This window comes from Acidovorax soli, assembly GCF_900107605.1.
GTDB classification, from domain to species: domain Bacteria; phylum Pseudomonadota; class Gammaproteobacteria; order Burkholderiales; family Burkholderiaceae_C; genus Acidovorax; species Acidovorax soli.
On sequence record NZ_FNQJ01000022.1, the window covers coordinates 1 to 24,327 of the forward strand.

The window sequence follows — 24,327 nt, forward strand, 5'->3', positions numbered from 1 at the left end:
ATGATAGTGCGGGTTCCCGTGTGAAAGTAGGTCATCGTCAGGCTCTTACAGCCCAGTAACGCCCCGCTCAACATTTGAGTGGGGCGTTTCTGCTTTCAGCGCCGCTATCGCCGCCCGCCGCGAATCAATTCAAACCTTCTGTGCATGCCCAGTCCGGCAAAGGGGCAGCGGCCAGCAACAAGTGGGTTCTGTATTCGATGAGCGTGGCGTGGAAAAGCTAGCCCCTGCCCGCCTCGCTTCCCCCCGCAAATACCTTCAGTTCTCCCGAGCCGAACGCCTTCCATTCCTCATTGACCGTCAACGGCTCCGTCGCCAGCAATTGCACCTTGTCGGATGGTGTGGTGAGGGGGGCAAAATCAATGCAGAGATCTTCATCCGATAGCTGCGCAATGGCAAAAGGATGCCGCCTCTGCAGGTGATAAAGGTGGGTGGAGGCATGGGCCCACAGGGCTTCGCCATTGGACAACAGAAAATTGAAGGTGCCGTGCGCGGCAATTTGCGGTGTCAGCTCCCGCAGCGTGCGGGTGAGTTCGTCAATGCTGGGCATGCCCGCGTGCGATTTGGCAAGCTCTTGCAGCAACCAGCAAAACGCATGCTCGCTGTCGGTATTGCCCACCGGGTGAAAGTGCGCGTGCAGGCGCGGGCGAAACTCCTTCAGATCGCCGTTGTGCGCAAAAACCCAGTAGCGACCCCACAGTTCACGCACAAAAGGATGGCAGTTCTGGAGGCTGACAGGCCCCTGCGTAGCCTTGCGGATATGGGCAATGACGTTGAGGCTCTTGATGGGGTAGTGCCGGATGAGCTCGGCAATGGGTGAATCGGCCGCGCGCAGATGGTCCACGAAATGGCGCAGGCCCCGGTCTTCGAAGAACGCAATGCCCCACCCATCGGCGTGATCGGCGGTATTGCCGCCACGTTGCGCAAATCCCCGAAAGCTGAAGGTGATGTCCGTGGGGGTATTGCTGTTCATTCCAAGCAGCTGGCACATGAGAGGACCCGGTGATGATGTGAAGGCATGCGGTCAGGGTTGCTGAGCCGCGGTGGCCTGGCCTGGCGCACCGCGCAATTGCCATGCCGCAATAAGCGCCAGCAGGCAGAGTCCTGCCAGCATCAGGAAGGTTTCGCCAAACGCTGCGATGCGTGCGGGGCTCGTGGCTGCGGTCGTCAATGAGTCTCCATGCACGCCCAGGCGCCATTCGAGCACGATTCCGCAAAGACCGACTCCTGCAGCGCCCCCCAGCATGCGCACGAAGCCGATGATGCTCGATCCCTGGGAAATGAGCGTCTTGTCCAGCGGCCGCATGGCGCCCAGATTGAGCGAGGGCAGGATGAAGCCCAGCCCGATGCGGCCCAGCACGGCAAACAGCACCAGCGTCCACAGTGCAGACTGCAGCCCCACCAGCTTCATCAGCACAAAGGAAATGCCCAGCAGCGCCAGGCCGGTGCCGACCAGCCAGTGGGTGGGAGCCCTGTCGGCCAGCCGACCGACCAGAGGAATGGTGACCGCCAGCACGAGGCCAGAGGGCAGCATGATGGTGCCCACATGCGAGGCAGAAAGCTGCAACCCCAGTTGCATGAAAACCGGTAGCAGATACGTGGAGCCAAAGAGCGCAGTGCCGTAGATGAAGGCCACCACACTGCCCATGGCGAACTGCCGGTATTCAAAGACCCTCAGGTCCATCAGGGGCTTGTGGCCGCGCCGCGCAATGCGCCGTTGCCACCACAGGAACAGCACCACGAACAGCATGGCAGTGCCCAGCAGCAGGGTCGCCTGGGCGTAAGGCCCGCTGTGCAGCGCCACCAGGCCATTGAGCAGGCACAGCGTGCCCAGGGTACCCAGCGCCAGCCCGCGCCAGTCCAGTGGTTCGCCGCTGCGGTTCGCCGGCATTCCGCCGGGGGCGGTGGTGGGCACGAATTTGTAGGCCAGTGTGATGGAGGCCAGGCAAAATGGCACGACCATGAAAAAAATCGAGCGCCAGCCAAACCAGTCCACCAGCAGGCCTCCCAGGCTGGGCCCGATGGCGGGCGCCAGTACGACCCCCATGCCGAAAATGCCGCTGGCGCGCCCCTGTTCATGGGGTTGAAAAGCATAGAGGATGATCACTGCGGGAATCGGCTGTACCACCCCGGCGGCCAGCCCCTCGGCCACACGGGCGGCGAGCACCAGTCCGAAATCCCCGGCGATGCCGCCGCCAATGCCCCCTGCGAGCAGCAGCACCATGGCGCCTACGTAAGTGGCCCGGTAGCCATACCGCGACAGCAGCCACGGTGTGGTGAGCATCGACACTGTGGTGGCCACCATGAAGCCCGACGTGACCCATTGGGCGCGTTCCTGGCCGAGCGCGAAATAGTGGCTCATGTCCGGAATCGCCACATTGACGATGGTGGACGACATGATGGACGCCATGGTCCCCACCATCACCGAAAGCAGCACCAGCCAGCGGTACCGCTCGCCATGGCGCTCGCGCAGCATGGAGGGCGAGCCGCAGGGCTGTGTCATGGTGCGGTGCTCAGGAGCGTTCGGTCCAGAGTGTGCCGCCGGTGGCCCAGTTTTCGCGCTTGACGTCGGTGATGAGGATGTCCACCGATTCGGGCGAGCCGCCCAGGATCTCCACAGAAACACGCGTGATCTCGGCGACCAGCTTTTTCTTCTGCTCGATGGTGCGGCCTTCCATCATTTCAATGTGGTACGTTGGCATGTTCAATGGCTCCTTGCAATGCAATGCCTGATCATATCGGCGCCGCGGGTGGCGGCTGATCGGGGTTCTGTAGGGGCAAGGCCGCGCAAACCGGGCAGATGCACGCACGCCTTCGCAGCGCGTCCGGAACGGCCGCCAGGGCAGCGGCGGACAGGTGCGCCGACATGCACCAGCAGGTTTCGGCTGCTTGCCCGGCCACCACGGCGCACTGGTTGCCTTGCCCGCACAAAGGGCAGATGCTGGTATCAAGGGGTGGCTGGGACATAGGCAGATCATCAGGGCACGGGCCCGAAGGCAAGAAGACCAGTGTAAAGGTGCCGATCCCAAACGAAAGGCACCCCGCAGGGTGCCCATGTGCATAGAAAATGCAGACTATCGCTTGTCCATAAAGCGCTGGAAGCTATGAATTAACTAGCGAAAACGTGCCAATGCTGCCGGCGCTCTTATGCGGCTGCCTTGAGCTTCAGGCGCCAGGCGTGCAGCAGCGGCTCGGTATAGCCGCTGGGCTGCTCGGTGCCCTTGGTCACCAGCTCCACCGCGGCGCGGTAGGCGTAAGAGGTCTCGAAGTGGCCCGCCATGGGCTGGTACAGCGGGTCGCCGGCATTTTGCTGGTCGACCACCGCGGCCATGCGGCGGAAGGTTTCCTGCACCTGCGCCTCGGTCACCACGCCATGCAGCAGCCAGTTGGCCATGTGCTGGCTGCTGATGCGCAGCGTGGCGCGGTCTTCCATCAGGCCCACGTTGTGGATGTCGGGCACCTTGGAGCAACCCACGCCCTGGTCCACCCAGCGTACCACGTAGCCCAGGATGCCCTGGGCGTTGTTGTCCAGCTCCTGCTGCTTCTCGGCGTCGCTCCAGTTGGGGGCGGAGGCCACAGGCACGGTGAGCAGGCCGGTCAGCAGGTTGTCGCGCTCGGCATTGGCGTCGATCTTTTCCAGCGCGATCTGGATGTCGCTCACCTTCACCTGGAGGTAATGCAGCGCATGCAGCGTGGCGCCGGTGGGGCTGGGTACCCAGGCGGTGTTGGCGCCGGCCTGGGGGTGGGCGATCTTTTGCTTGAGCATGTCGGCCATCAGGTCGGGCATGGCCCACATGCCCTTGCCGATCTGTGCCTTGCCGCGCAGGCCGCACGACAGGCCGACCAGCACATTGCTGCGTTCGTAGGCGGGCAGCCAGGCGCTGGTTTTCATGTCGCCCTTGCGCACCATGGGGCCAGCGTGCATGGCGGTGTGCATTTCGTCGCCGGTACGGTCGAGGAAGCCGGTGTTGATGAAGGCCACGCGGCTGCTGGCGGCGGCGATGCAGGCCTTGAGGTTGACGCTGGTGCGGCGCTCCTCGTCCATGATGCCCAGCTTGACGGTGCTGTCAGGCAGGCCCAGCAACTGCTCCACGCGGCCGAACAATTCGGCGGCAAAGCCCACTTCGGCCGGGCCGTGCATCTTGGGCTTGACGATGTAGACCGAGCCCTTGCGCGAGTTGCGGATGCCGTTCTTGCCGTGGCCTTGCAGGTCGTGCAGTGCGATCGCGGTGGTCACCACCGCGTCCATGATGCCTTCGGGAATCTCGCGCTGCTGGCCCTGGGCGTCGGTCCACAGGATGGCCGGGTTGGTCATCAGGTGGCCCACGTTGCGCAGGAACATGAGCGAGCGGCCATGCAGGCGCACTTCGCCCTGGCCGCTGGCGGCCGTGTAGATGCGGTCCGGGTTCAGGCCGCGGGTCACGGTCTTGCCGCCCTTGTCGAACGACTCGGTCAGCGTGGCCTGCAGGATGCCCAGCCAGTTGGCGTAGCCCAGCACCTTGTCGTCGGCATCGACGGCGGCCACCGAGTCTTCGAGGTCGAGGATGGTGGACAGCGCCGCTTCCAGCACCAGGTCGCTCACGCCGGCGGCATCGGTCTGGCCGATGGGCGTGGCGCGGTTGATCTGGATATCGAGGTGCAGGCCGTTGTGCTGCAGCAGCACCGACGAGGGCTGGGCCGAGCTGCCCTGGTAGCCGGTGAACTGGGCCGGGTTCTTCAGGCCCGTGGTGCTGCCGTTCTTCAGGGCCACGACCAGCTGCCCACCCTCCACGCGGTAGCCCGTGGCGTCCTTGTGCGAGCCGGTGGCCAGCGGCGTGCTCTGGTCGAGCACATTGCGGGCGAACTCGATCACCCTGGCGCCGCGCACGGGGTTGTAGCCCTTGCCCTTTTCGGCGCCGTCGGTCTCGGGGATGGCATCGGTGCCATAGAGCGCGTCGTACAGGCTGCCCCAGCGGGCGTTGGCGGCGTTCAGCGCGTAGCGGGCGTTCAGGATGGGCACCACCAGCTGGGGACCGGCCTGGATGGCGAGCTCGTCGTCCACCTGGGTGGTGGTGGCCTGCACGTCGGCGGGCTGGGGCACCAGGTAGCCGATGGCTTCAAGAAACTTGCGGTAGGCCGCCATGTCGGTGATGGGGCCAGGGTGGGCCTTGTGCCAGGTGTCCAGCTCGGTCTGCAGGCGGTCGCGCTCGGCCAGCAGGGCGATGTTGCGCGGGGCCAGGTCGGACACGATGGCGTCAAAGCCTTTCCAGAAGGCGCTGCTCTGCACGCCGGTGCCGGGCAAGACCTTGTCTTCCACGAAGCGGAACAGGGAGGTGGCCACTTGCAGGCCGTGGACAGAGGTGCGTGCGGTCATGGTGCGATGCCTAAGGTAGAGAAATAAAGGGGAAAACCAGCCACTGGGCTCGCTGGCGCGAACCATGGAGAGACTGTATTGCAATTGTTTGGTGGCATAAAGCCTTTGAATATCTCGAAACCAATGACTTTTTTGCAAAAATAGCGTGACTGTCTCATGCAAAAACAATAGCTATTAACGCCTGTTGAATAGGCGATAGAGGCATTTTTGATGGAAATTTCTCGATCGCCACCACCCGGTGGCGCGGTCGCTACTTGTCTCCATAATCAGCGCCATGGACAAACTCAAGGCCTTCGAATCCTTTGTGTCGGTGGCCACGCGCGGCAGCCTCACCGCTGCTGCCAAGGCCGAAGGCGTGGCGCCCGCCATCATGGGGCGCCGGCTGGATGCGCTGGAAGAACACCTGGGCGTGAAGCTTCTGGTGCGCACCACGCGGCGCATCAGCCTCACGCACGAGGGCAGCGCCTTTCTGGAGGACTGCCAGCGCCTGCTGTCCGACGTGGCCAATGCCGAGGCCAGCGTGTCGGAAGGTGGGGTGAAGGCCACGGGCCACCTGCGCATCACCGCCCCCGCCGGCTTTGGCCGCCGCCATGTGGCGCCGCTGGTGCCGCGTTTTCGCACGGCGCATCCCGACGTGACGATCTCGCTCAACCTCAGCGACCGCGTGGTGGACCTGGCCGGCGAGGGTTTCGATTGCGCCGTGCGCGTGGGGGACTTGCCCGATTCGTCGCTGGTGAGCGTGCGCATCGCCGACAACCGCCGCCTGTGTGTGGCCACGCCCGCCTATCTGCAGCGCCATGGCACGCCGCGCCACCCCAGCGAGCTGGCGCAGCACGATTGCCTCACGCTGTCGAGCGAGGCCTCGCAGACGCGCGGCTGGGCGTTTCGCATGCCCGCCGAGGGGGGCGGCAGCGAGGTGGTGCACCTCAAGCCGGGCGGGCCGCTCGATTGTTCGGACGGCCAGGTGCTCCACGACTGGTGCCTGGCGGGCTATGGCCTGGCCTGGCGCAGCACCTGGGAGGTGGAGGCGGAAATCGCCGCGGGCCGTCTGGTGGAAGTGCTGGAGGAGTTTGCCGCGCCGCCCAATGGCATCTACGTGGTGTTTCCCCAGCGCAAGCACATGCCGCTGCGGGTGCGCCTGTGGATCGATTTCCTCAAGCACAATTACAGCCAGCCCGGTTTCTGGACGGCCGCGTAGCCCCCGCGCCGCCTTTTCTCTGAATCTGCAAGGCTTTCACAAGGAACTGACCCCATGACTCTCGAAGCCGTCCTGGCCGCCCTGCACCTGGTGGCCATACTGACCTTTGTGGTCTTTCTCTCGAGCCAGGCTGCGCTGTGCCGCATTGAATGGCTCAATGCCGCCGTGGTCGAGCGCCTGGTCCGGCTGGATGTGATCTATGCCGTGGCGGGGACGGTGATGATAGCCAGCGGCCTGGCGCGCCTCATCTGGGGCGTCAAGGGCGCGTCGTGGTATCTGTCGCAACCGCTGTTTCACCTCAAGATCACCCTCGTTGTGGCCATGGTCGTGTTGTCGTTTGTGCCTTCGCTGGCGTTTCGCCGCTGGCACCGGACGCTCCGCAGCACCGGCGCCCTGCCGGATGCCACGGAAGTCGCGCGGGTGCGCCGCCTCGTGATGATCCAGTCCCATGTGCTGCCGGTGGTGGCGGTGATTGCCGTCTTCTGGGCGCGCGGCTGGTAGGCTCGCCCGGCACCGGGCGGTGCAGTTCCTGGTTTCAAAAACTGGTGCGCAGCCGGCGTCCTCTGGAGCGTGCGTTACTTCATTCAACCAAGGTTTTGCTGTGAATCGATCCTATCTGGATGGCCGTGTGGGCACATCCATGGCCCCAGTGCGCAGGGGGCCGCAATTGCCACTGGCCATGGCCATGCTTTTGCTCCTGTTCGGCGCGGTGTGGCTGTGGCATCTGGACAGTGTTGCCCTGAGTCCGCCTGCGGACAACATTGAGCAGCTGACCTGGATGCGGTCGCTGGAGTGGGGGTACTACAAGCACCCTCCGCTGCCCACCTGGATCATGTGGGCGTTTGTGCAGTTGGCGGGCTGGTCCGCGTGGTCCAGCTATCTGCTGGGGAGCTTGTTCACGCTGGTCAGCCTCGCCATTTTCAGCGCGCTGCTGCATGAAATCCATGGTCGCCACTATGCCTGGGTGGGCCTGTTGGCCGCCCTGGGAATCACGTTCTACAACGGGCGGATGAACTACTACAACCACAACATCGTGCTCATGCTCTGGGTCGCGTTGAGCGCATGGCTGTGGTGGCGCATCCTCACCCGGCCGCAGCGGCGCTGGTGGCTGGCGCTGGGGGTGGTTGCCGGGCTGGGAATGCTCAGCAAATACCAGTATGCCGTGGCGGCGGTGTGCGGGCTGTGGCTGTTCGTGCGGCACGGACTGTGGCGCAGTCCGGCCCAGCGCCAGGGATTGCTGATGGCGCTGGCCATTGCGTTGGTGATCTTTTTGCCGCATGCGCTGTGGTTGCTGGAGCAGGAACGTGGGCCGATTGCCTACGCCATGCAGTCATCCCTGGGGGCTCAGTTCGGGCCCGGCCAGCGGCTGACCGCCACGGCCCGGTGGCTGCTGGACTGGCTGTTCAACCGGTGCTTGCCCGCCGTCCTGCTGTTGCTGCTGGTGTGGTGGGCGCAGCGCCGCGCGCGCCGTCAATTGCCTTCACCGTCGGGGCCGCAAGAGCCGCATGGGGCCGCGGTGCTGGGGCAGTCGCTGCTGTGGTGCTGGGGCCTGTTGCCGCCGGCGTTCATGGCGGCCATGGGGGTGCTGTGGGGGGTGGACCTGCAACTGCAGTGGGGCACGGCGTTTGCTCTCTGGACGGTACCGGCCTGCATGGCCGTTTTGGGTTTGCGCGAGGCGACTTTGCGCGCAGGATGGACATTGCCCGTGGCGGGCGTGGCGTTTGTGGCGCTGCAGGGCCTGCTGGTATGGCAGTCGTACGACACCTCCGCTTTTGGCCGCCATCCCCCGCGCTCGGCGCACTGGCGCGAATTTCGGTCCCAGGCGCTGGCGGAGGCGGTGGCACAGCCCGCGCGGCAGGAACTGGGCGGCCCCGTGCGCATCATCAGCGGGCCGGCAGCCGCCAGCGGCGCAGTGGCGCTGTGGCTGCCGGAGCAGCCACGGGTGCTCATTTATGGCGATCCGGCGTTGAGTCCGTGGATCACACCGCGCGAACTGGAGCGCGGGGGCATCCTGGAACTGTGGCCTCCCGGCGAGGGGCCGGCGGATGCGCACCGGGTGCTCGACGGCTGGGGCTGGCGGGTGCGGCCGCCGGCCGCTGCCAGTGGGGGTGGCGCCTGACATGGCGGCGCCCGGGGCGCCTTGCCCGCCAGCCTCTGGCAGACCCTGCCGGTGCGCTCGTTCACCAGGCAGGCCGGGCGGCGCTTGACCTCTTCGTGGGTGCGTCCCACGTACTCTGGTGGAATCTCGATCCGACTGCACCAATGGATGAGCCGGTAAAACACGCGTGTCCACCGGGCTTGCAGGCGCGAGTGGTCGTCGCGGGTAAGCCGCGCGGCGTACACCGGGTCGCTGTCTGGCGGCTATTCTGGTAGCGTTTCGGACAGCCTGGAGAAGGAGTGCGGGCCGTCGGCATCCATCACACCACCTTGCCACGCGCGGCCTCCTTTCGCGGCTGCCATCGTTGACCAGAACTGCCTCAACCTTGGGCGACAGGGCCTGCAGCGCCGCCAGCCCCTATGGCACGACAGTGGCCAGCTTGCGGCCCTCGTTGTAGGCCGGCATGACGCAGGAGACGGATGGTGTCTGGGCGGCGCGGGCAGCCATGGGAATCCAGCAAGGGTTTGGTGCGCATCGCCGGTAGGGCATGGAGATGCGAGGTGGAAACATAAAAAAACCCCGCCATGCTGGGCTGGCGGGGTTTGGGGCCGATGGCCGTGAGATCTTATTTCTTGAGGCATTCACTCATGAAGGCCTTGCGTTCATCGCCCTTCTTGCCGGCCGCTTCGGCGTTGCAGGTTTTCATCTTGCCTTGCTGCGTGGCCGGTTTGTTGCTCAGGCAGGTCTTCATGAAGGCCTTGCGTTCATCGCCCTTCATCTCGCCGGCATCCTTGTTGCAGGTCGCCATCTTGGATTGCTGCTTGGTGGGGGCAGGGGTGTTCTCTGCAGCGTGGGCGCTGAAACCCAGCGACAGGGCCAGACCGAGTGCAGTCAGGGAAAGAAGCTTTTGCATGGAATCTCCTGGTGTGAATGCGTTATGGGGGGTCCCGGCGGCATTGCACCATAAAACGTGCTGCGCGACAACGCGGACAAGCCATGAAAGCAACCGCGCGAACTGCGACGGAGGGCTGTGCACGTTGATTTCTCGGCGCACGCGGGGTCTTGGAACCGCTCTGCCCAGCGCCCCGGCGATACAAACCGCCACCAAAGCAGCGCACAAAAAGAATGCTGTGAAACAGGCTGCATCAGCCGCGTGCAAGGTACCTGAAACACCAGGGTCCAGCGGCGTGGGTACAGCCCGATGGGCTGGGGCGGCCTCCGCCAAATCTCCTCGGCAATGGGGGTGGGGCGCCATTCGGCCTGGGGCACCGCCAGCCTGCGCGCATGCCCGCCGGGGTGTGCTGGCGTGGGTGTTCGATGGTCTGTGCCGGCCGCCCCGTAAAATCTGCCGATGCTCACAGCCAAAAATGAATTGCTCGCAGCGCTTGCTGCCGAGCTGGAAATCCTGTCGCCCGGCGCTGGCGCCAAGGCGGCGTTTGAATCCCCCAAGGTCGCGGCCCATGGCGACTTCGCCTGTACCGCCGCCATGCAGCTGGCCAAGCCGCTCAAGCTCAACCCGCGTGCTCTGGGCGAGCAGCTCAAGACCGCGCTGGAGGCCACGCCTGCCTTCCAGCGCTGGGTGGCCGCCATCGAGATCGCCGGCCCCGGTTTTCTGAACATCCGCCTGCAACCCGCGGCCAAGCAGGAGGTGGTGCGCGAGGTGCTGGCCGCTGGAGCGCGCTTTGGTTACCAGGCCGATCGGGGCGAAAAGGTGCTGGTCGAGTTCGTCTCGGCCAACCCCACCGGCCCGCTGCATGTGGGCCATGGCCGCCAGGCGGCTTTGGGCGATGCCATCTGCAACCTGTTCGGCACGCAGGGCTGGAAGGTGCACCGTGAGTTCTATTACAACGACGCGGGCGTGCAGATCGACACGCTGACCAAGAGCACGCAGCTGCGCGCCAAGGGCTTCCAGCCGGGCGATGACTGCTGGCCCACCGACAGCGACAACCCACTGGCCAAGAACTTCTACAACGGCGACTACATCGCCGATATCGCCGAGGCCTTCAAGGCCCGGGCCACCGTGAAGGCCGATGACCGCGAGTTCACCGCCAACGGTGATGTGGAGGACTACGACAACATCCGCCAGTTCGCCGTGGCCTACCTGCGCAACGAACAGGACAAGGACCTGCAGGCTTTCGCCCTGCACTTCGACGAGTATTACCTCGAATCGAGCCTGTACACCAGCGGCCGCGTCGAGGCCACGGTGAACAAGCTCGTCGCCAACGGCAAGACCTACGAGCAGGACGGCGCGCTGTGGCTCAAGAGCACCGACTACGGCGACGACAAGGACCGCGTCATGCGCAAGCAGGACGGCACCTTCACCTACTTCGTGCCCGACGTGGCCTACCACATCGCCAAGTGGGAGCGCGGCTTTACCAAAGTCGTCAACATCCAGGGCACGGACCACCACGGCACCATCGCCCGCGTGCGCGCCGGCCTGCAGGCGGCCGATGTCGGCATTCCCCAGGGCTACCCCGACTATGTGCTGCACACCATGGTGCGCGTGGTCAAGGGCGGCGAGGAGGTCAAGATCAGCAAACGCGCGGGCAGCTACGTCACGCTGCGCGACCTGATCGAGTGGACCAGCAAGGACGCCGTGCGTTTCTTCCTGCTCAGCCGCAAGCCAGACACCGAGTACACCTTCGATGTGGACCTGGCCGTGGCGCAGAACAACGACAACCCGGTGTACTACGTGCAGTACGCGCATGCGCGCATCTGCTCGGTGCTGCGCGCCTGGCAGGAGGCGGGCGGTGGTGATGTGGCTGCGCTCAAGGATGTGGACTTGTCGGCGCTGGAAGGCCCGCAGGCCCAGGCGCTGATGCTGCAGCTGGCCAAGTACCCCGAGATGCTCACGGCCGCTGCCGAGGGCGAGGCGCCGCACGACGTGACCTTCTACCTGCGCGACCTGGCCGCCAGCTACCACAGCTATTACGATGCCGAGCGCATCCTGGTGGACGACGAGGCCGTGAAGAAGGCGCGCCTGGCCCTCGTCGCCGCCACCGCGCAGGTGTTGCACAATGGCCTGGCCGTGCTGGGCGTATCGGCTCCAGCCAGAATGTAAGCAGTTACTACCATGAAGAAAAAACAGACGGGTGGCACCATCATCGGGTTCATCGTCGGGGTTGTCGTGGGCCTGGGTGCCGCGCTGGCCGTGGCCGTGTATGTGACCAAGGTGCCTGTGCCTTTCCTGAACAAGGGCGGCCTGCGCGGCGTGGACCAGGATGCCGCCGAGGCCCAGAAGAACAAGAACTGGGACCCGAACTCGCCGCTCTACGGCAAGAACCCCGCGCGCCCGCCTGCTCCGGCCGCAGCCGCGTCGGTCAGTGCCAACGGCACGGCCCCGGCCGCTGAGGCCACCGCTGCGCGCACACCGGCCAGCAAGCCTGCAACGGCCGAGGCCAAGTCCGCCACGAAAGCTGACGCCAAGCCTGCCGCCTCGGCGGACCCGCTGGGCGACCTGGCCAAGGCCAAGTCGGCGGCGGTCGATCCGTTTGACTATTTCGTGCAGGCCGGGGCGTTCCCTACCCAGTCGGGGGCCGATGCGCAGCGCGCCAAACTGGCCATGCTGGGCTGGGAAGCCCGCGTGAGCGAGCGCGAACAGAATGGCCGCACCATGTACCGCGTGCGCGTGGGCCCGTTTGCCAAGCGCGACGATGCCGAGCAGCTGAAGGAAAAGCTGGAAGGCGCCGGCGTCGAGTCCGCGATGGTGCGTGTCCAGCGCTAGGATGTCCATCGCCATCGTCTGAACTTTTTCGTGGGGGCGTTCTCACACCCCCAGACCAGAACAAGGAGTGTCCACGTCATGAAACGCCGCGAGTTTTCCCTGTCCACCGCTTCGGTGGTTGCCGCTTCCGCCCTGACCCTGCCGCTGGCCACGCCAGCCATGGCGCAGGCGCGCCAGTTCAAGGAGGGCAAGGACTACACCAGGCTCGCCAAACCCCTGACGCCGGATGCCCCCGCCGGCAAGGTCGATGTGATCGAGTTCTTCTGGTACAGCTGCCCGCACTGCAACTCCTTTGAGCCGGCGCTCGATGCCTGGGTCAAGGCAGCCCCCAAGGATCTGAGCATCCGCCGCATTCCCGTGGCTTTCAATGCCAGCTTCGTACCCCAGCAAAAGCTGTATTTCACGCTCGAAGGCATGGGCAAGCTCGACACCTTGCACGCCAAGGTGTTCCGCGCCATTCACGTCGAAAAACTCAAGCTGGCCAAGGACGAGGACATCTTCGCCTGGGTGGCCCAGCAGGGTGTGGACGCCGCCAAGTTCAAGGAGGTCTACACCTCCTTCACGGTGTCCAGCCAGGTGCGCCGCGCCTCGGCGCTGCAGGAGGGTTATGGCGTGGAAGGCGTTCCTTCGATGGGCGTGGCCGGCCGGTTCTATACCGATGGCACCATGGCCGGCAGCATGCAGACCGTGCTGCAGGTGGTGGAGTATCTGGCGGGCGTGGCGCGCAAGGGCTGATGCCGCATTCGCCCCCGTGCGAGAGGCCCGCGTTTGCGGGCTTTTTCATGGGCGCTGGCGCTGTGCGTGGCTACAATGAAGGCAAGATTTGTGCCTCATGAAAAAAAGATACCTCCCGATCCTGCTGCTCTCGGCCCTGGCCTGTGCCCCTGGCGTGGGCCATGCCGAAAAGGCTGATCGCAACAAGCCCATGAACATCGAGTCCGATGCGCTGCGCCACGATGAGCTCAAGCAGACCAGCGTGTTCACGGGCCGGGTGGTCATGACCAAGGGCACCATCGTGCTGCGCGGTGCACAACTGGATGTACGCCAGGATGCCGATGGCTACCAGTACGGCGTGGTGACGGCAGAGCCCGGCAAGCGCGCGTTCTTCCGGCAAAAACGCGACAGCTTGGCCGGCGCCCCGGACGAGTTCATCGAAGGGGAGGGCGAGGTCATCGAATACGACGGCCGTGCCGACAATGTGCGCTTCATCACCCGTGCCGAAATGCGCCGCTACCGGGAATCGGTGGTGACCGATGAGGTCTCGGGCGCCGTCATCGTCTACAACAACCTCACCGATGTGTTCACCGTCGATGGGCAAAAGAAATCGCCCGCCAGCACAGCGGGGGATGCACCCGCCCCCGGCGGGCGCGTGCGCGCCGTGCTGTCGCCCAAGGAGCAACCTCCTGCCGCTGCCCCAGCCCCTGCTGCCAGCGGGCCGGTGCTGCGCCCCAGCAACACCCTCGGCGGCGCAAGCAAGTGAGTGCAGCGACCGTGAACACAAGCCCTGACACCCAGGCGGGCAGCCGCCTGGAAGTTGCGCACCTCGAAAAGTCCTATGGCAGCCGCAAGGTCGTCAAGGATGTGTCGCTGGTCGTGCAAAAGGGCGAGGTGGTGGGCTTGCTCGGTCCCAATGGCGCGGGCAAGACCACTTCGTTCTACATGATCGTGGGCCTGGTGCGCTGCGATGGCGGTGACATCCGCATCGATGGCCACTCGGTCGCGGACATGCCCATCCACCGGCGTTCGCGTCTGGGGCTGTCCTATCTGCCGCAAGAGGCGTCGATCTTTCGCAAGCTGAACGTCGAGGAAAACGTGCGCGCCGTGCTGGAGCTGCAACGGGGTGACGACGGCAAGCCGCTCGCCCGGAAGGAGATCGAAGCACGCCTCACCGCCTTGCTGCAGGAGTTGCGCGTGGACCATCTGCGCGATTCGCCGGCCCTGGCCCTGTCGGGCGGCGAGCGCCGCCGGGTCGAGATCGCCCGCGCGCTGGCCACCCAGCCGCGCTTCATCCTGCTCGACGAGCCCTTCGCTGGTATCGACCCGATTGCCGTCATCGAGATCCAGCGCATCATCGGTTTCCTGAAGGCACGCGGCATCGGTGTGCTGATCACCGACCACAACGTGCGCGAAACGCTGGGCATCTGCGACCACGCCTTCATCATCAGCGACGGCCATGTCCTGGCCCAGGGCACGCCGTCCGAAATCGTTGACAACGCCGAGGTGCGTCGCGTCTATCTCGGCGAGCACTTCCGGATGTGAGCATGGACCCCACGTTTCCTCGCTTCGTGTGGTCGCTGCCCCCCCAGAGGCACCAGCCCGCCTTCGGGCGGCCGGGCGACGGGCTGATTGGTGCCCTTGCGTTGGCAGTGGCATGAAGCCCGGCCTTTCGCTGCGCGTTTCGCAGCACCTGTCGCTCACGCCGCAGTTGCAGCAATCGATCCGGTTGTTGCAGCTGTCGACGCTGGAGCTGTCGCAGGAAGTCGAGCAGATGCTCGACGAGAACCCCTTTCTGGAGCGCACGGCCGATGAAGCGCCGCGCGAGGAGTTTGGCCTGGAAGCCGCCGACACGCCCGCACAGGCCGACGACTACAGCGCGGACGACGCTCTTTTTTCAGGGGCTGCCAGCGCAGGCAATACAAGCGCTGAAAACCCAAATGATGCTGAAACGGCCAGCGCCGGTGCGGACGAGCCCGACTGGAGCGGCGACGGCACGGTGGAAATGGCGCCCAATGACGCCGAGTGGGGCGGCGATGCGCCCGCCCGCAACCGCAACGACGCCGAAGGCGACGAGGCCGACGCCACCGAACTGGCCCGCTCGCACGAATCACTGACCGCCTTCCTGCACCGCCAGGCGCTGGCGCTGCGCCTGTCCGAGCTCGACCGCGCCGCGCTGCGCTTTCTCATCGAATCGCTCAATGATGACGGCTACCTCGAAGAGCTCGCCATCGGCCTGGCCGGGCCCGACGACCTGGAGCAGATCGAAGAACTGGTGCACCGCTTCACGGTGGCCCAGCACCTGCTGCAAAGCCTGGAGCCTGTGGGCGTGGGCGCGCGCGGCCTGGCCGAGTGCCTGACCTTGCAGCTCAAGGCCCTGGCCGCCGACGAAGACAGCGAGATCGACCCCGATACCGTGCAGACCGCGCTGCGCATCTGCCAGCAGCCGCTGGAGATGCTGGCCCGCCGCGACATCCGGCGCCTGACGCAGCTGTGCGGCGATGGCGAAGAGCGCACGCGTGCCGCCATGGCGCTGATCGCCCGCCTGGAGCCGCGCCCCGGCCGCCGCTTTGCCGATGTGGAGCGCAACATCATCGTGCCCGACGTCATCGTGCGCAAATCCGGGCGCGCCAATGGCGGGGGCCAGCAGAACTTCATCGTGCAGCTCAATCCCGACGTCATGCCCCGCCTGCGCGTGCACGACATCTACGCTGGCGCCCTGCGCGGCCACAAGGGTGGCGAGGGCCACCAGGGCATGCAGCAGCGCCTGCAGGAGGCGCGCTGGTTCATCAAGAACATCCAGCAGCGCTTCGACACCATTCTGCGCGTCTCGCGCGCCATCGTGGAGCGGCAGAAGAACTTCTTCACCCATGGCGAGCTGGCCATGCGCCCGCTGGTGCTGCGCGACATCGCCGACGAGCTGGGGCTGCACGAGTCCACCATCAGCCGCGTGACCACCGCCAAGTACATGGCGACGCCGATCGGCACCTACGAGCTCAAATACTTCTTTGGCTCGGGCCTGGGCACCGAAACCGGCGGCAACGCATCGAGCACGGCGGTGCGCGCGCTGATCAAGCAGTTCGTGGCGGCCGAAAGCCCCGCCAAGCCGCTGTCCGACAGCCAGATCGCCGAAATGCTCAAGGAGCAGGGCATCGAGTGCGCGCGCCGCACCGTGGCCAAGTACCGCGAGGCGCTCAAGATCGCGCCGGCCAATCTGCGCAAGGCGCTGTAGCCTTTGTGGGCGCGCGCGCCTGCCGCAGCGTGCCCTGTTGGCTGTTTTTTCACCCATCACCCCGCTTTCCACGCCATGGCCCGCATCGTCTTCGACCTTCCCGCGCATTTCGGCTTTGCCACCGAGCTGCAGATCTACATCAGCCACGTCAACCAGGGCGGTCACCTGGACAACGCGCAGTTGCTCACCCTGGTGTCCGAAGCGCGGGTGCGCTTTTTTCAGTCCTTGGGCTACCCCGAGGCGGATGTGGGTGGCCTGTCCATCGTGGTGGGCGATATCGTGGCGCAGTACAAGTCCGAAGGTTTCCATGGCGAAACCATGCGCGTGGAGATGGCGCCGGCGGACTTCAACCGCTACGGCTTCGACCTGGTGTTCTGCATGACCGAGACCACCTCGGGCCGCGAAGTGGCGCGCGGCAAGATCGGCATCGTCTTCATCGGCACGGCCGATCGCAAGGTGGCGGTTATCCCTGAATCCATCCGCCAGCTGCTGCTGGCCCGCGCGGGTGAGCCCGGTTCCCCCGCCGTGCCCGAGCGCGTATCCTCCCCATCGACATGAACCACCTCCAACTTTTTCTCCCTTGCGCCGCTGGCGTCGAGGGCTACCTGGCCGACGAGGTGCACGCCATCACCGGCCTCACCGGGCAAGACCTGCTGGTGGGCCGGGGCGGTGTGCTGCTGCGCGCCTCGTGGCGCCATGCGCTGCTGCTCAACCTGCACAGCCGCCTGGCCCAGCGTGTGCTGGTACAGCTGGCGCACCGGCCCTACCGTTCCGAGAACGACCTCTATGGCATGGCCAGCGACGTGGCCTGGGAGATCTGGTTCACCACGCGCCAGACCTTCAAGGTCGAGGTGACGGCGCAGCACAGCCCGCTGCAAAGCCTCAATTTTGCGGGCCTCAAGGTCAAGGATGCCGTGGCCGACCGCTTCCGCGCCAAGAGCGGCGTGCGGCCCGACGTGAATACGCAGTGGCCCGACGTGCGCATCCACCTGCACCTGACCACCGACGAGGCCACGATCTACATCGACACCTCGGGCGAGCCGCTGTTCAAGCGCGGCTGGCGCGAGGACAAGGGCGACGCTCCGCTGAAGGAAACCCTGGCCGCCGCCATGATCGCCGCCAGCGGCTGGGACCCGCTGGGCGACAACCCCCAGCCCCTGTACGACCCCTGCTGCGGCAGCGGCACCATCGTGGTCGAGGCCGCGCAGATCGCCTGCCGCATCCCGGCCGGCATGCTGCGCCGCTTTGCGTTCGAGAAACTGCTGCCGTTCCAGGCCCATGTCTGGACTGCTATCAAAAACGAGGCTGAAGGCGCCATACAGAAAAGCGCTGTGCCCATTTTTGGCAGTGATGTCGCCTTCCGCATGGTCGATTTTGCCCAGCGCAATGCCGAGCGCGCCGGCGTGGCCGATGCCGTGCAGCTGCGCGGTGGCGATGCCCTGCAGCGCATGCCGCCCTGCGAGCAGCCCGGCGTGATGCTGCTGAACCCGCCCTACGGCGAGCGCATCGCTGCCGCCGGCACGGCGGGCCGCAACGCCAGTGAGCGCGCGGCCGACCGCGCCCAGGGCCTGGCCGTGGGCCGCGAAGAGGCGCACACCGACGATGGTGGCGAGTTCTTCAGCCAGCTCGCCGCGCACTGGAAGAAGAACTACGCCGGCTGGCAGGCCTGGATGCTCACACCCGACCTCAAGCTGCCCGGCAAGATGCGCCTGAAGGAATCGCGCCGCGTGCCCATGTGGAACGGCCCCATCGAATGCCGGCTGTTCCGCTTCGACATGGTCAAAGGATCGGTGCGCGCGCCGCGTGCCGTCGATGGCGCAGCCCCCAAGGCCCATGGCGGCTAAGCCTCATCGCTGCGTGCTGCAGTGGCCCGAACGCGGGCAGAGTGATGCTGACGCGCGCCCGCTGGTGCTGGACACCAACATCGTGCTCGACCTGCTGGTGTTTGCCGACGCCGCCGTGGCGCCCGTGCGCCAGCTGCTGGACGCGCAGCGGCTGTGCTGGGTGGCCACACCGCCCATGCGCGACGAGCTGGCGCGGGTGCTGGCCTATCCGCAGATCGTGCCGCGGCTGGCTTTTTATGGGCTCACCGCCGGCCAGCTGTTGCAGACCTACGAAGCCCAGGTGCGCTGGGTTCAAGTCGCACCGCGCGTGTCCGCCGTGTGCAAGGATGCCGACGACCAGCATTTCATCGACCTGGCCGTGGCCCACCGCGCCATCCTGCTCAGCAAGGACAAGGCCGTTCTTTGCATGCAAAAACGGCTGCTGGCGCTGGGTGCGCATGCGGCGACAGCGATTGTTTTTGAAGCAGACGAGCTGCTGGAAATTGCGCCGGGGAGCGCCGCCGCCACGCCTGCTGCCGTGCAGATGGCTTGACTTGCCGCACCGGCTGGCGGCTACACTGGCCGCCTTTGCCCGGGGCCGCGGGCAGCATCCCAGCCCCGAGGCCCCGCCGACTGGAGCCCTGCCATGAACAACACCCCCCACCCAGCACCCGCGGACGCCGCCGCCGCATTGGCCGCCCCGGCCCTGGGCCCCGATGAACTCGACGAGATCGACACCCTGCTGGACGACCTGCGCACGCGCGGCGAGGAGATCCCGCAGTGGGAGTTCTGTGATGGCTTCCTCACGGCGCTGATCTGCAGCCGCCGCCCCATTCCGCCCTCGGAATACCTGCCCATGCTGCTGGGCGACGGCGCGGCCATCGACCTGGCCGAGGGTGAACCCCTGCCGCTGCTGCCGGCGTTTGCCGATGCGGCCCAGCAGGCGCGGTTCCTGGAGCTGTGGATGCTGCGCTGGAACGAGGTCGAGGCGCAGCTGGACGCCCCGGTAGAGTCGCTGGACGACGACCGCACCTTCCAGCCCGAGGCCATGGACATGCGCGGCGCCGTGGCCAGCCTGCCCGAAGACCAGCGCGCCGAAATGGCCGGCCAGGAGATCCCCTCGTTTGGTCAGGTGTGGGCGCTGGGCTTCATGTTCGCTGTCGAAAACTGGCCCGAGGACTGGGCCGCCCCGCGCGACAAGGAAGCCGCCAAGTGGCTCGACGATGCGCTGGACAGCATCGTCGCCCTGACCGAGGACGATACCGGCAAGCCCGAGGTCTGCATGTTCAGCGAGGACGGCCCGCCCAGCACCAGCCAGGCCCGCGTGGAAACCTTCGGCGAAGCCATCTGGGCCGTGTACGACCTGCGCCAGCTCTGGAAAAGCCTGGGCCCGCGCATCGAAACCGTGCGCAAGGTGGCCGAACCCGGCCGCAACGATCCCTGCTGGTGCGGCAGCGGCAAGAAATTCAAGAAGTGCCACGGGGCCTGACGCGGCGCTGCCGTGCCGTGCGCGGGTCTCCCTGCGGCGCGAGCACGGCCCTGTTGCGCCCGCCATCCTGGGCTTGGTAGAGGGCCGCGTCGGCACATCGGACCCGTGTTGTGGGGCCGCCATGTGCGGGTGCCGATGCGCACCGTCCTGCGCCCCGGGCCGGGGAAGACTGCCTCATCAGCGATCGTGGGGCGAATCTTCTGGTCCGCGGCCAGGGCGCCTTCACCGTCTGGCGTATGCGGTAGCAGCATGGCGGATTCCTCGCCGCATAGCATGCCATGCAATCGACCGAGCGCGTGTCGGCCGCGCAGACTCCGCAAGAGGGATACGCCGCGAGCGGCCATACGCTACCCCTTCCTCAGCAGCTGGATCAGTCGTGTCAGTGCATGCCGTGCCGTGGCCGTACGCACGGCGGCGCGGTGGCCCGGAAAGTGCCGCAGCTCGCTGTATATCTGTCCATCCACGCCCCAGGCCAGCCACACGGTGCCCACGGGCTTCTCGGCGCTGCCGCCCGTGGGCCCGGCCACGCCGGTCACGGCGACGCTGACCTGCGCGCGCGAATGCGCCACGGCGCCCTCGGCCATGGCGCGTGCCACGGGTTCGCTCACGGCGCCATGCGCTTCGATCAGCGCGGCGGGCACGCCCAGCATCTCGGTCTTGGCAGCGTTGGAATAGGTGACGAAACCGCGTTCAAACCACTGGCTGGAGCCCGCCAGGTCGGTGCAGGCGGCGGCGATCATGCCGCCGGTGCAGCTCTCGGCGGTGGCCAGCATCCAGCCGCGCGCCAGCAGCTGGGCGGAAATTTGAGTCAAAGTAGCCTCTGGCGCTTGTGCATCAGGCGCTGGCAGCGCATCTGTGGATCGTGATGACGGGCTCACCAGAAGAACCTCCACAGCGCGATCACCAGCAGGGTGCAGAACGCCGCCACGAAGTCGTCGAACAGGATGCCCCAGCCGCCGCGCCAGCCGAAGCCCTTGAACAGCTGGTCGGCCCAGCCCACGGGCCCGGGCTTGGCGGCATCAAAGTAGCGGAACAGGGCAAACGCCACGGCCTGGCCCCAGAAACCCATGGGCATGGCCAGCCACAGCACCAGCCAGAAGGCCACGACCTCGTCCCAGACGATGCTGCCGGGATCGGACACGCCCATGTGCCGCGCCGTGACGGTGCAGGCCCACCAGCCGACCAGCGTGCCCGCGCCGATCAGCAGGCCGATCTGCTGCGTGCCCAGCCAGTGCTGCAGGACCAGAAAGGCCAGCCAGGCCCACAGGGTGCCCACGGTGCCCGGCGCCTTGGGGCTCAGGCCAGCGCCAAAGCCCAGCGCAATGCAGTGCGCCGGGTGCTGCAGCATGAAAGTGGCGCTGGGCCGCCGTGGCGGCGGTGGCGTGCCGGGGGGGCGCGGCGTGGCATCGGTCACGTCGACCGGGTCAACCGGATCGCGCGGGGCGCCAGGGGGGGAGGGAATCACGCGGGGGCTCCGGGGCGTTGCATCAGGGGTGAGAATGCTAGCAGCCTGCCCCGCAGTCGCCTGTCTGCACGACTGCAGCGCCAGGAGCGTTCTCAGGCGGATGGGGCAGGCGCGGCCTCGGGCAGGCGCACCAGCAGCACCGGCACGGGGGAGGTGCGGGCGATCTGCTCGGCATCGCTGCCCAGGAACATGCGCGCCAGGCCGCGCCGTCCCTGGGTGCCCAGCACGATCAGGCGGGCGTCCCATTGCCGGGCCTCGTCGATCACCAGCGTGGCCACCTGGGCGTCCATGGCTTCCAGCAACCGGGTCTCGGCCTGGATGCCTTGCGCGGTGAGCTGCTCGCAGGCCTTGCGCAGCATGGTGTCAGCACCCTTCAGGGCCACGGGCAGGAAGTCGGTGCGATACACCTCGGGGCGCACGAAGCCAACCGCATGCGTCAGCGGATCGATGATGTGCAGCAGGCGCACCTGCGCACCCACCTTCAGCGCCAGGCCGGCGGCTTCTTTCAGCGCTTGTTCCGAGGTGGGGCTGCCGTCGAAGGGGACCAGGATTTTTTCGTACATGGAGAACTCTTTGTAAAAGTGGAAGGGTGAACTCAGTGGCCTGGCACGCTGACCAGCGCGAGGGCGCGCCAGGCGGCAATCCACTCTTCGTTGGTGGGCTCCACCGCCACGGGCACGTGGCTGGCGGCGTGGGAGATGAGGGGGGCGTTGCGTGCATTGGCATCGCCGTCGAGTGCCACGCCCAGGAAGGCCAGGTCGCGGCAAATGCGCTCGCGGATGGCGGCGTTGTGCTCGCCAATGCCGGCGGTGAAGACCAGCATGTCCAGCCCGCCCAGCACGGCGACCATGGCGCCGATCTCGCGCACGATGCGCCGCACATACAGCGCCAGCGCGGCCTGCACGCGTGCGTTGCCCGCCTCCTGCCGCAGCAGCACGCGCGGGTCGGACGACACGCCCGACAGGCCCAGCAGGCCCGACCCGTGGTACAGCACATGGCCCACCTGTTCGAGCGTGAGCTTTTCGATCTCCATCAGGTACAGCACCGCGCCGGGATCGAGCGCGCCGCAGCGCGTGCCCATCATCAGCCCGTCGAGCGCCGAAAACCCCATGGTGGTGGCCATGCTGCGCAGGCCCTGCATGGCGCACAGGCTGGCACCGCTGCCCAGGTGGGCCACGATGGTGCGCCCGCGTGCGGCATCGCCATGGCGCTCGGCCAGCGCGACCGACATGAATTCATACGACAGGCCGTGAAAGCCGTAGCGGCGCAGGCCGCGTTCCCAGGCGCCGTAGGGCAGGGGCAGCATTTTTTCGACATCGGGCAGCGTGTGGTGGAACGCCGTGTCAAAGCAGGCCACCTGGGGCAGGCCGGGTGCCGTGGAAAGCAGCGCCTCGATGGCTTCGAGCGCAAACGGCTGGTGCAGTGGCGCCAGCGGGATGTAGGTTTGCAGGTCGGCCAGCACGGCGGCGTCCACGCGCACCGGGTCGAAGTACTTGGCGCCGCCGTGCACCACGCGGTGCGCCACGGCGGCGATGCGGTGGCCGCCCAGCCGGGCCAGCACGCGGGCGCGGATGTGCTCCAGTGCCGCGTGGTAGGGCTGGGCGGCGTCCAGCGCTATCGGGCCGGGCGCGCTGCCCGTCTCGCCAAAGGTGGGTGCGGGGCCGGTGATGCCATCGACCTTGCCGTTCCACAGGGGCTTGCGTGGCAGTGGGCGGGTGCTGGCATCGAACAGCGCGAATTTGATGCTCGACGAGCCGCAGTTGAGCACCAGGATGAGGTCGCTCATGGCGGCAGCACCTTGTAGCGGTGCGCCAGCAGCACGGCCACGGCGCACGAGGCGATGCGGGTTTCGCGCGAGTCGGCGCGGCTGGTGAGCACGATGGGCACGCGCGCGCCCAGCACGATGCCGGCGCTGGCCGCGCTGCCCATGAATTCGAGCTGCTTGGCCAGCATGTTGCCGCTTTCCAGGTCGGGCACCACCAGAATGTCGGCCCGGCCCGCCACCTCGGAGACGATGCCCTTGGTGTGCGCGGCCGCCATCGACACGGCATTGTCGAAGGCCAGCGGCCCGTCGAGCAGGGCGCCGGTGATCTGGCCGCGATCGGCCATCTTGCACAGGGCCGCCGCATCCAGCGTGGCGGGCATGTGCGGGTTGACGGTTTCCACCGCCGCCAGGACGGCCACGCGCGGCTCGGCCACGCCGATGGCATGGGCCAGGTCGATGGCGTTGCGCACGATGTCGGCCTTGTCGTCCAGCGTGGGCGCGATGTTGATGGCGGCGTCGGTGATGATGAAGGGGCGCGGGTAGGCCGGTGTCTGCATCAGGTAGCAGTGGCTGATGCGCCGCTTGGTGCGCAGGCCGGTGCCGCTGGCCACCACGGCAGCCATGAGCTCGTCGGTGTGCAGGCTGCCTTTCATGAGGGCCTCCACACGCCCTTTCGCCACCAGCTCCACCGCGCGTGCGGCGGCCGCATGGCTGTGGGGCACGTCTTCGATGGCGATGCCGGCAATGTCCAGCCCGCTCTCTTGCGCCACCGCCAGGATGCGCGCGCGCGGGCCAATGAGCACGGGCGTGATCAGCCCGGCCGCGCGCGCATCCAGCGCACCCGAAAGGCTGAGCGCGTCGCAGGGGTGCACCACCGCCATGGGGCTTGCGCCCAGCGGGCGCACATGGTCCAGCAGCCGGTGCAGGCCGTCGCCGTTGACGGTCAGGCGCACCTCGGGCAGCGTGGTGCGCGCGCGTTCGATGCGCTCGGTGGGGGCGATCACATCGGCTTCGCCGCTGATCACGGCCACGCCGTCCTGGTTGGTGCAGCTGCAGGCAAGCTTCAGGCGTTTCTTGGCCTCGTCGCGTGCGGTTACCGTCACGCCCACGCGCAGGGTGTCACCCACGCGCACGGGGGCGAGAAATTGGAGCGTCTGCCCCAGGTAGATGGTGCCGGGGCCGGGCAGGCGCGTGCCCAGCACCGCCGAAATCAGGGCGCCGCCCAGCATGCCGTGGGCAATGACGCCCTGAAAGCGCGTGGAGGCGGCGTATTCCGCATCCAGGTGCTGCGGGTTCACGTCGCCCGAGAGCACCGCGAACAGCTGGATGTCTTCGGTGCAGAGCGTGCGCTCGAACGATGCGGTGTCGCCCACCGCGATCTCGTCGAAGGTGCGGTTGCGCACGGTGCCCAGGTCGTTGCCGGCAGCGATCGCGGGGGGGAGAGCGGGCAGGGTGTCTGGCATGGGACT

Annotated in this window: 24 protein-coding genes; 13 read left to right on the forward strand and 11 right to left on the reverse strand. The window is 66.7% G+C overall.

What is annotated here, in order from left to right; genetic code table 11:
* Positions 1-217 precede the first annotated feature (217 nt).
* The 5 genes from BLW02_RS13730 to BLW02_RS13750 all read right to left on the reverse strand — a co-directional run bounded on the left by BLW02_RS13730 (position 218) and on the right by BLW02_RS13750 (position 5,350).
* A complete protein-coding gene (locus BLW02_RS13730) occupies positions 218-988 on the reverse strand; it encodes a class II glutamine amidotransferase (RefSeq protein WP_092699428.1) in 771 nt (256 codons plus the stop codon).
* A gap of 33 nt (positions 989-1,021) precedes the next feature.
* Entirely contained in the window at positions 1,022-2,500 is a 1,479-nt protein-coding gene (locus BLW02_RS13735) for a DHA2 family efflux MFS transporter permease subunit (protein WP_092699430.1), read from the reverse strand.
* Between the two features lie 10 nt (positions 2,501-2,510).
* Positions 2,511-2,699: a 4-oxalocrotonate tautomerase gene (locus BLW02_RS13740; protein ID WP_092699432.1), complete on the reverse strand. Its 189-nt coding sequence runs from the start codon at positions 2,697-2,699 to the stop codon at positions 2,511-2,513.
* Between the two features lie 31 nt (positions 2,700-2,730).
* The gene (locus BLW02_RS13745) at positions 2,731-2,964 is read right to left on the reverse strand and encodes a cysteine-rich CWC family protein (RefSeq protein ID WP_092699433.1); all 234 of its coding nucleotides are present in this window, start codon (positions 2,962-2,964) and stop codon (positions 2,731-2,733) included.
* 178 nt (positions 2,965-3,142) lie between these two features.
* Entirely contained in the window at positions 3,143-5,350 is a 2,208-nt protein-coding gene (locus tag BLW02_RS13750; protein WP_092699435.1) for a malate synthase G, read from the reverse strand.
* A gap of 274 nt (positions 5,351-5,624) precedes the next feature.
* Here BLW02_RS13750 and BLW02_RS13755 point away from each other — a divergent pair, with 274 nt between their 5' ends.
* From BLW02_RS13755 to BLW02_RS13765, 3 genes are all read left to right on the forward strand, one after another.
* Positions 5,625-6,548 (forward strand): LysR family transcriptional regulator, encoded by a 924-nt coding sequence (locus tag BLW02_RS13755; RefSeq protein WP_092699437.1) that lies wholly within the window; start codon positions 5,625-5,627, stop codon positions 6,546-6,548.
* A gap of 54 nt (positions 6,549-6,602) precedes the next feature.
* Complete coding sequence (locus BLW02_RS13760) at positions 6,603-7,049, forward strand: DUF2214 family protein (protein WP_092699439.1); 447 nt, start codon at positions 6,603-6,605, stop codon at positions 7,047-7,049.
* A 100-nt stretch (positions 7,050-7,149) separates the two neighbouring features.
* Positions 7,150-8,667 (forward strand): glycosyltransferase family 39 protein, encoded by a 1,518-nt coding sequence (locus BLW02_RS13765; RefSeq protein ID WP_139285383.1) that lies wholly within the window; start codon positions 7,150-7,152, stop codon positions 8,665-8,667.
* A gap of 604 nt (positions 8,668-9,271) precedes the next feature.
* Here the strand turns inward: BLW02_RS13765 and BLW02_RS13770 are convergent.
* Entirely contained in the window at positions 9,272-9,559 is a 288-nt protein-coding gene (locus BLW02_RS13770) for a PsiF family protein (RefSeq protein ID WP_092699442.1), read from the reverse strand.
* 438 nt (positions 9,560-9,997) lie between these two features.
* Here BLW02_RS13770 and argS point away from each other — a divergent pair, with 438 nt between their 5' ends.
* The 10 genes from argS (at position 9,998) to BLW02_RS13820 (ending at position 19,628) form a co-directional block, all read left to right on the forward strand.
* The gene (gene argS, locus BLW02_RS13775; protein ID WP_092699444.1) at positions 9,998-11,707 is read left to right on the forward strand and encodes an arginine--tRNA ligase; all 1,710 of its coding nucleotides are present in this window, start codon (positions 9,998-10,000) and stop codon (positions 11,705-11,707) included.
* Between the two features lie 12 nt (positions 11,708-11,719).
* On the forward strand, positions 11,720-12,370 hold the full coding sequence (locus BLW02_RS13780; RefSeq protein ID WP_092699446.1) for an SPOR domain-containing protein: 651 nt from the start codon (positions 11,720-11,722) through the stop codon (positions 12,368-12,370).
* A 78-nt stretch (positions 12,371-12,448) separates the two neighbouring features.
* Complete coding sequence (locus BLW02_RS13785; RefSeq protein ID WP_092699448.1) at positions 12,449-13,105, forward strand: thiol:disulfide interchange protein DsbA/DsbL; 657 nt, start codon at positions 12,449-12,451, stop codon at positions 13,103-13,105.
* Between the two features lie 97 nt (positions 13,106-13,202).
* A complete protein-coding gene (gene lptA, locus BLW02_RS13790; RefSeq protein ID WP_092699450.1) occupies positions 13,203-13,850 on the forward strand; it encodes a lipopolysaccharide transport periplasmic protein LptA in 648 nt (215 codons plus the stop codon).
* Positions 13,851-13,861: 11 nt separating this feature from the next.
* Positions 13,862-14,629, forward strand: a complete 768-nt coding sequence (lptB, locus tag BLW02_RS13795) for an LPS export ABC transporter ATP-binding protein (protein WP_425285662.1) — start codon at positions 13,862-13,864, stop codon at positions 14,627-14,629.
* A gap of 112 nt (positions 14,630-14,741) precedes the next feature.
* Entirely contained in the window at positions 14,742-16,316 is a 1,575-nt protein-coding gene (locus BLW02_RS13800; protein WP_092699454.1) for an RNA polymerase factor sigma-54, read from the forward strand.
* 75 nt (positions 16,317-16,391) lie between these two features.
* Positions 16,392-16,874, forward strand: a complete 483-nt coding sequence (locus BLW02_RS13805) for an acyl-CoA thioesterase (protein WP_092699456.1) — start codon at positions 16,392-16,394, stop codon at positions 16,872-16,874.
* Positions 16,871-18,160 (forward strand): THUMP domain-containing class I SAM-dependent RNA methyltransferase, encoded by a 1,290-nt coding sequence (locus BLW02_RS13810; protein ID WP_092699458.1) that lies wholly within the window; start codon positions 16,871-16,873, stop codon positions 18,158-18,160. The genes BLW02_RS13805 and BLW02_RS13810 overlap by 4 nt, the downstream gene beginning before the upstream one ends.
* Positions 18,150-18,692, forward strand: coding sequence for a putative toxin-antitoxin system toxin component, PIN family (locus BLW02_RS13815; RefSeq protein ID WP_092699460.1), 543 nt, complete (start codon positions 18,150-18,152; stop codon positions 18,690-18,692). The genes BLW02_RS13810 and BLW02_RS13815 overlap by 11 nt, the downstream gene beginning before the upstream one ends.
* A gap of 93 nt (positions 18,693-18,785) precedes the next feature.
* Positions 18,786-19,628 (forward strand): YecA/YgfB family protein, encoded by an 843-nt coding sequence (locus tag BLW02_RS13820; RefSeq protein ID WP_092699462.1) that lies wholly within the window; start codon positions 18,786-18,788, stop codon positions 19,626-19,628.
* Between the two features lie 347 nt (positions 19,629-19,975).
* On the opposite strand, the gene BLW02_RS13825 is transcribed toward BLW02_RS13820, so the two are convergent.
* The 5 genes from BLW02_RS13825 to BLW02_RS13845 all read right to left on the reverse strand — a co-directional run bounded on the left by BLW02_RS13825 (position 19,976) and on the right by BLW02_RS13845 (position 24,321).
* Complete coding sequence (locus BLW02_RS13825; protein WP_425285663.1) at positions 19,976-20,440, reverse strand: CinA family protein; 465 nt, start codon at positions 20,438-20,440, stop codon at positions 19,976-19,978.
* Between the two features lie 62 nt (positions 20,441-20,502).
* Complete coding sequence (locus BLW02_RS13830) at positions 20,503-20,976, reverse strand: phosphatidylglycerophosphatase A family protein (RefSeq protein WP_244273701.1); 474 nt, start codon at positions 20,974-20,976, stop codon at positions 20,503-20,505.
* A gap of 209 nt (positions 20,977-21,185) precedes the next feature.
* Entirely contained in the window at positions 21,186-21,656 is a 471-nt protein-coding gene (locus BLW02_RS13835) for a universal stress protein (RefSeq protein WP_092699466.1), read from the reverse strand.
* A gap of 32 nt (positions 21,657-21,688) precedes the next feature.
* On the reverse strand, positions 21,689-22,879 hold the full coding sequence (locus BLW02_RS13840) for an acetate/propionate family kinase (protein WP_092699468.1): 1,191 nt from the start codon (positions 22,877-22,879) through the stop codon (positions 21,689-21,691).
* On the reverse strand, positions 22,876-24,321 hold the full coding sequence (locus BLW02_RS13845) for a bifunctional enoyl-CoA hydratase/phosphate acetyltransferase (RefSeq protein WP_092699470.1): 1,446 nt from the start codon (positions 24,319-24,321) through the stop codon (positions 22,876-22,878). Before BLW02_RS13845 ends, BLW02_RS13840 begins: the two co-directional genes overlap by 4 nt.
* Positions 24,322-24,327 lie beyond the last annotated feature (6 nt).

What these genes read in the sequence shown, in the direction of transcription:
- BLW02_RS13730 (WP_092699428.1), bottom strand. Translation starts at nt 988, where the DNA reads ATGTGCCAGCTGCTTGGAATGAACAGCAATACCCCCACGGACATCACC.
- BLW02_RS13735 (WP_092699430.1), bottom strand. Translation starts at nt 2,500, where the DNA reads ATGACACAGCCCTGCGGCTCGCCCTCCATGCTGCGCGAGCGCCATGGC.
- BLW02_RS13740 (WP_092699432.1), bottom strand. Translation starts at nt 2,699, where the DNA reads ATGCCAACGTACCACATTGAAATGATGGAAGGCCGCACCATCGAGCAG.
- BLW02_RS13745 (WP_092699433.1), bottom strand. Translation starts at nt 2,964, where the DNA reads ATGTCCCAGCCACCCCTTGATACCAGCATCTGCCCTTTGTGCGGGCAA.
- BLW02_RS13750 (WP_092699435.1), bottom strand. Translation starts at nt 5,350, where the DNA reads ATGACCGCACGCACCTCTGTCCACGGCCTGCAAGTGGCCACCTCCCTG.
- BLW02_RS13755 (WP_092699437.1), top strand. Translation starts at nt 5,625, where the DNA reads ATGGACAAACTCAAGGCCTTCGAATCCTTTGTGTCGGTGGCCACGCGC.
- BLW02_RS13760 (WP_092699439.1), top strand. Translation starts at nt 6,603, where the DNA reads ATGACTCTCGAAGCCGTCCTGGCCGCCCTGCACCTGGTGGCCATACTG.
- BLW02_RS13770 (WP_092699442.1), bottom strand. Translation starts at nt 9,559, where the DNA reads ATGCAAAAGCTTCTTTCCCTGACTGCACTCGGTCTGGCCCTGTCGCTG.
- argS (WP_092699444.1), top strand. Translation starts at nt 9,998, where the DNA reads ATGCTCACAGCCAAAAATGAATTGCTCGCAGCGCTTGCTGCCGAGCTG.
- BLW02_RS13780 (WP_092699446.1), top strand. Translation starts at nt 11,720, where the DNA reads ATGAAGAAAAAACAGACGGGTGGCACCATCATCGGGTTCATCGTCGGG.
- BLW02_RS13785 (WP_092699448.1), top strand. Translation starts at nt 12,449, where the DNA reads ATGAAACGCCGCGAGTTTTCCCTGTCCACCGCTTCGGTGGTTGCCGCT.
- lptA (WP_092699450.1), top strand. Translation starts at nt 13,203, where the DNA reads ATGAAAAAAAGATACCTCCCGATCCTGCTGCTCTCGGCCCTGGCCTGT.
- BLW02_RS13800 (WP_092699454.1), top strand. Translation starts at nt 14,742, where the DNA reads ATGAAGCCCGGCCTTTCGCTGCGCGTTTCGCAGCACCTGTCGCTCACG.
- BLW02_RS13805 (WP_092699456.1), top strand. Translation starts at nt 16,392, where the DNA reads ATGGCCCGCATCGTCTTCGACCTTCCCGCGCATTTCGGCTTTGCCACC.
- BLW02_RS13810 (WP_092699458.1), top strand. Translation starts at nt 16,871, where the DNA reads ATGAACCACCTCCAACTTTTTCTCCCTTGCGCCGCTGGCGTCGAGGGC.
- BLW02_RS13815 (WP_092699460.1), top strand. Translation starts at nt 18,150, where the DNA reads ATGGCGGCTAAGCCTCATCGCTGCGTGCTGCAGTGGCCCGAACGCGGG.
- BLW02_RS13820 (WP_092699462.1), top strand. Translation starts at nt 18,786, where the DNA reads ATGAACAACACCCCCCACCCAGCACCCGCGGACGCCGCCGCCGCATTG.
- BLW02_RS13830 (WP_244273701.1), bottom strand. Translation starts at nt 20,976, where the DNA reads ATGCTGCAGCACCCGGCGCACTGCATTGCGCTGGGCTTTGGCGCTGGC.
- BLW02_RS13835 (WP_092699466.1), bottom strand. Translation starts at nt 21,656, where the DNA reads ATGTACGAAAAAATCCTGGTCCCCTTCGACGGCAGCCCCACCTCGGAA.
- BLW02_RS13840 (WP_092699468.1), bottom strand. Translation starts at nt 22,879, where the DNA reads ATGAGCGACCTCATCCTGGTGCTCAACTGCGGCTCGTCGAGCATCAAA.
- BLW02_RS13845 (WP_092699470.1), bottom strand. Translation starts at nt 24,321, where the DNA reads ATGCCAGACACCCTGCCCGCTCTCCCCCCCGCGATCGCTGCCGGCAAC.